This is a genomic window from uncultured Thermomonas sp. (assembly GCF_937872235.1).
GTDB lineage: Bacteria > Pseudomonadota > Gammaproteobacteria > Xanthomonadales > Xanthomonadaceae > Thermomonas > Thermomonas beijingensis.
This window is the reverse complement of the sequence record NZ_CALMPC010000083.1, coordinates 1-3,841: the sequence shown is the minus strand read 5'-3', so window position 1 is coordinate 3,841 and position 3,841 is coordinate 1. Positions and strand designations below refer to the sequence as shown.

The window sequence follows — 3,841 nt, the reverse complement described above, 5'->3', positions numbered from 1 at the left end:
TATTGCGCGGCGGGCGGCAACCCGCCACCGGTCTAAGCGGGAATAGCCACGCAGTCACACAACAAAGCCGGCGCAAGCCGGCTTTGTTGTGTCGGATATCGATTGGCCGCCATTTCCCATCCCCAACGTTATATGATCCGAACAATTCGCAATGTCGCGAACCCGGGGAGATCCATCATGAAGCCGTCTCATTCACTCCTGCCATTGTGCGGACTGGCCCTGCTTGCCACCACGGCGCAGGCCGCCGACCGTACTGACCTGCATCAGCGTGATGTGCAGCAACTGCGTGCGCAATACCAAACCAGCGTGGCCAGCCGTGGCACACCCGACATGATCAATCGTCGGCATGCGTTGTTCCTGGCGCTCGGCGCAGACTCCACGTTATTGATGCGGCGCAGCCAGCAAGATCCCAACGTCCACAACTATCGCTACGACCAGGCATGGCGCGGCATCCCGATCTTCGGCGAGGGCCTTGCAGTCAGTGAAGATGCCAAGGGCAATGTACGCGCCATGTTCGGCACCCAGATAAGTGGTCTGGAGCGCGACATCACCTCCACCACCCCCAAACTCAACCACGCCGCCGCGCTGATGGCTGCAAAGCAGGCCACCATCGGGCGCAGCGCCATCAGCCGCACCACCCGTAATGAATCCACCGACTTGGTGGTGTATATGGATGACGGCGGGCGCGGTCATTTGGCGTATGCAGTGAGCTTTTTTGCCGATTCCGCTGCGGGCGGCCACCCCACCCGGCCGATGGTGATTGTGGATGCGCAGTCCGGCGCGGTCATCCAGCAATGGGAAAACCTGCAACACACCTTGGTGGGCACCGGCCCCGGCGGCAATCTCAAGACCGGGCAGTACGAATACGGTAGCGGTGGGCGGCCGTTCCTGGATGTCAAAGTCAGCGGCAGCACCTGCACCATGAACAGCGGCAATGTGCGCACCGTGGATCTGAACTTCTCCAATAGCAATGCCAGCACCACACCGTTCAGCTACACCTGTCCACGCAACACCACCCGTTCCGTCAATGGTGCGTATGCGCCGATGAATGACGCGCATCATTTCGGGCGCGTGATTTTCAACATGTACCGGGATTACCTCGGCATGATGCGGCCCTTCAATTACCAAATGGTGATGAAGGTGCATTACAGCACCAACTACGAAAACGCCTTCTGGGACGGCACCGCGATGACCTTCGGTGATGGTGCCAGCACCTTCTACCCGCTGGTCAGCCTGGATGTCAGCAGCCACGAAATTTCGCACGGCTTTACCGAAAACAATTCCGGCCTGCTGTATTTCGGCCAATCCGGTGGCATGAACGAGGCCTACTCCGACATGGCCGGCGAAGCCGCAGAGTTCTATGATCGCGGCAGCAATGATTGGCTGGTGGGTGCGGAAATCTTCAAGGCCGCGGGGGCACTGCGCTACATGTGCAACCCACCGCTGGACGGCATTTCGATCGACAATGCCAACAACTACACCGCCAGCATGAATGTGCACTACAGCTCCGGCGTGTACAACAAGGCATTCTGCAACCTTGCGCAAACCCCCGGTTGGGGTGTGGTGAAGGCGTTCAAAGCCTTTGCCCGCGCCAACCGCGATTACTGGACCGCATCCAGCACCTTCAATCAGGGGGCATGCGGCGTAGAAACCGCGGCGCAGGATTTGGGCTTCAGCAAGGCCGATGTCACCACCGCGTTTGCAGGTACCAATGTTGCCTGCCCCGCAGCAGGCAGCCTGACCGATGGCAGCATGCTGTTGCCCGACGTCGCCACGAATGCCTGGTCATCCAGCTATGCCATCGCTGTCGCCGCCAACAAACGCCTCACCATCACCATCAGTGGCGGTAGCGGCGATGCGGACTTGTATGTGCGTGCCGGTAGTGACCCGACCCTGAGTCTGTTCAACTGCCGGCCGTGGCTGTACGGCAATAACGAGGTCTGCACCTTCAAGCCGGCCGCGCCCACCACTTACTATGTCAAAGTCAACGCCTACGCGGCGTATTCAGGTGTTACCTTGACGTGGTCCACCAATTAAGTGCCTGGGGGTGGCGCACCCGCCCCCCGTTCTGACTCCGCTTTTATACGATTTACACAAGGGGAACACCATGCAGACACGTCGTTTATCACTGGCCATCAGTGCGCTTGCACTGGCTGCCGCCAGTTTTGCCGCCAATGCCGGCATCACCTTCACCAATCTTGGTACCGCTGCGCCGCCCGCAACCGTGGGCCCGTATCTGATGACTCCATTTGATACCACGCCGCAAGCGGCGATTGATGATTACACCTCGGGCATCATCAATATCCCCGGCAGCCCCATTCCGGGCACGCTGGGCGTCAATCCTGGTGTGCAAAAATTCACCGCCCAGGATACTTGGGGCAGTCCGTGGGCACATGGCTATGCCGGCCCGGTCTTTTACAGCACTCAGCAGCAAATCACCCTGACCCTGCCCGCCAATACGCATGCGTTTTATTTCTATACGCAGGGAAATTACTCCGGCACCAACACCTTTACCGCCACCACCGATTCGGGAGCCAGCTCCGGCCCGGTGTCGGTACTGACCGACCCGGAAGTTGATGGCTCGGTAGGCTTTGCCTTCAACGCCACAGCCGGTGAAACCTTGGCCACCATCACCATCAGCGCTCCGGCAGCGGCTGGCTTTGCGGTGGCTGAATTTGGCGTGGATACCGGCCTTGTGCCCACTACCACCTGCGCCAGCTCCGGCTACACCGGTACCCAGCTGCTGTGGTGCCAAAAGATCTGCGAAAGCGGGCTGACCGGCAAAGCGCTGGATGATTGGATCCACCGCTGGATCCGCCAGTTCCGCCAGCTGCCGTATTGCGCCCTGCCGGGTGGCGGTGGCGGTGGCGGGGGTTAATCTTCCACATCTTCATGCGGTACCCCCAAAGCCGGCGCAAGCCGGCTTTGGTGTGTCATAAGACTACACTCTCGTTTTGTGACGAATCTAGCGTTATTCTGATGCGGCCGCGCCCAACGGGGGCGCGAAATCACGCACAGGGGCTTAAATGAAAACGCAATTGGCAACACTGACATTGACGGTGCTGGGGGGACTGGGGGCGATGTTGGCACCCGCGAGCAGCCAAGCCGCCGTGGTGGGTGAATACATCAACCCAGTTTGTGGCTCAACTGAAAACCTCAGCATTCCAGTGGCCGCTGCCGGGCATAGCTGGGTTGCCGTAACTTCTTTGAATGCCGCCTCAATGCAGGGGCTCAATGCACTGGTTTTGCGTAACTGCGGCGCTAATTCCAGCAATGCCGATGTCAATACGGCTGTTCAAGCCGGCATGGCGCTGGTGCTGGACACGACTAGCTTAACGGCAGGCAGCTTGCCCGGGAATCCCGCGTTTACATTTACTGGGATTGGTATGTGTGACGGCAATTACTCGCTTGCCCCGGGCGCGCCGATTACCACGGGGCCAGGCGGCACACTCACGAACGATAGCTTGGATATTGGTGGCCCTGGCGGCACCAGCGGCTACTGCACTTTTATGGGGACCACACCGGTTGCCAGTCTTCCCGCTGGGGCTATTCCCTTCTTCACCACCGCCGATGGTCTAAATGCCGGCGCAGTTGGATATACCTATGGCAACGGGCGGGTCGCCCTGTCTGTGACTCAGCTATCGCATCAGGTTGTCTACATGCCCTCTCAGTATGTGTACGCGGGCGCCAAGACGTATTACATCAACGCCTTGACTTGGGCGCTAGCAGGCAGTTCTCAGACATCTTGCACTACCTCCGGCTACACCGGCACGCAATTGCTGTGGTGCCAAAAGATCTGCGAAAGCGGCCTGACCGGCAAGGCGCTGGATGATTGGATCCA

At 59.4% G+C, this 3,841-nt stretch carries 3 protein-coding genes; all 3 read left to right on the top strand.

What is annotated here, in order from left to right:
- Positions 1 to 177 precede the first annotated feature (177 nt).
- Entirely contained in the window at positions 178 to 2,037 is a 1,860-nt protein-coding gene (locus tag QWB57_RS07685) for a M4 family metallopeptidase (RefSeq protein ID WP_288969024.1), read from the top strand.
- 70 nt (positions 2,038 to 2,107) lie between these two features.
- Positions 2,108 to 2,878: a hypothetical protein gene (locus tag QWB57_RS07680; RefSeq protein ID WP_288969022.1), complete on the top strand. Its 771-nt coding sequence runs from the start codon at positions 2,108 to 2,110 to the stop codon at positions 2,876 to 2,878.
- A gap of 148 nt (positions 2,879 to 3,026) precedes the next feature.
- Positions 3,027 to 3,841: hypothetical protein (locus tag QWB57_RS07675; protein WP_288969020.1), on the top strand; the 815-nt coding region annotated here is incomplete at its 3' end.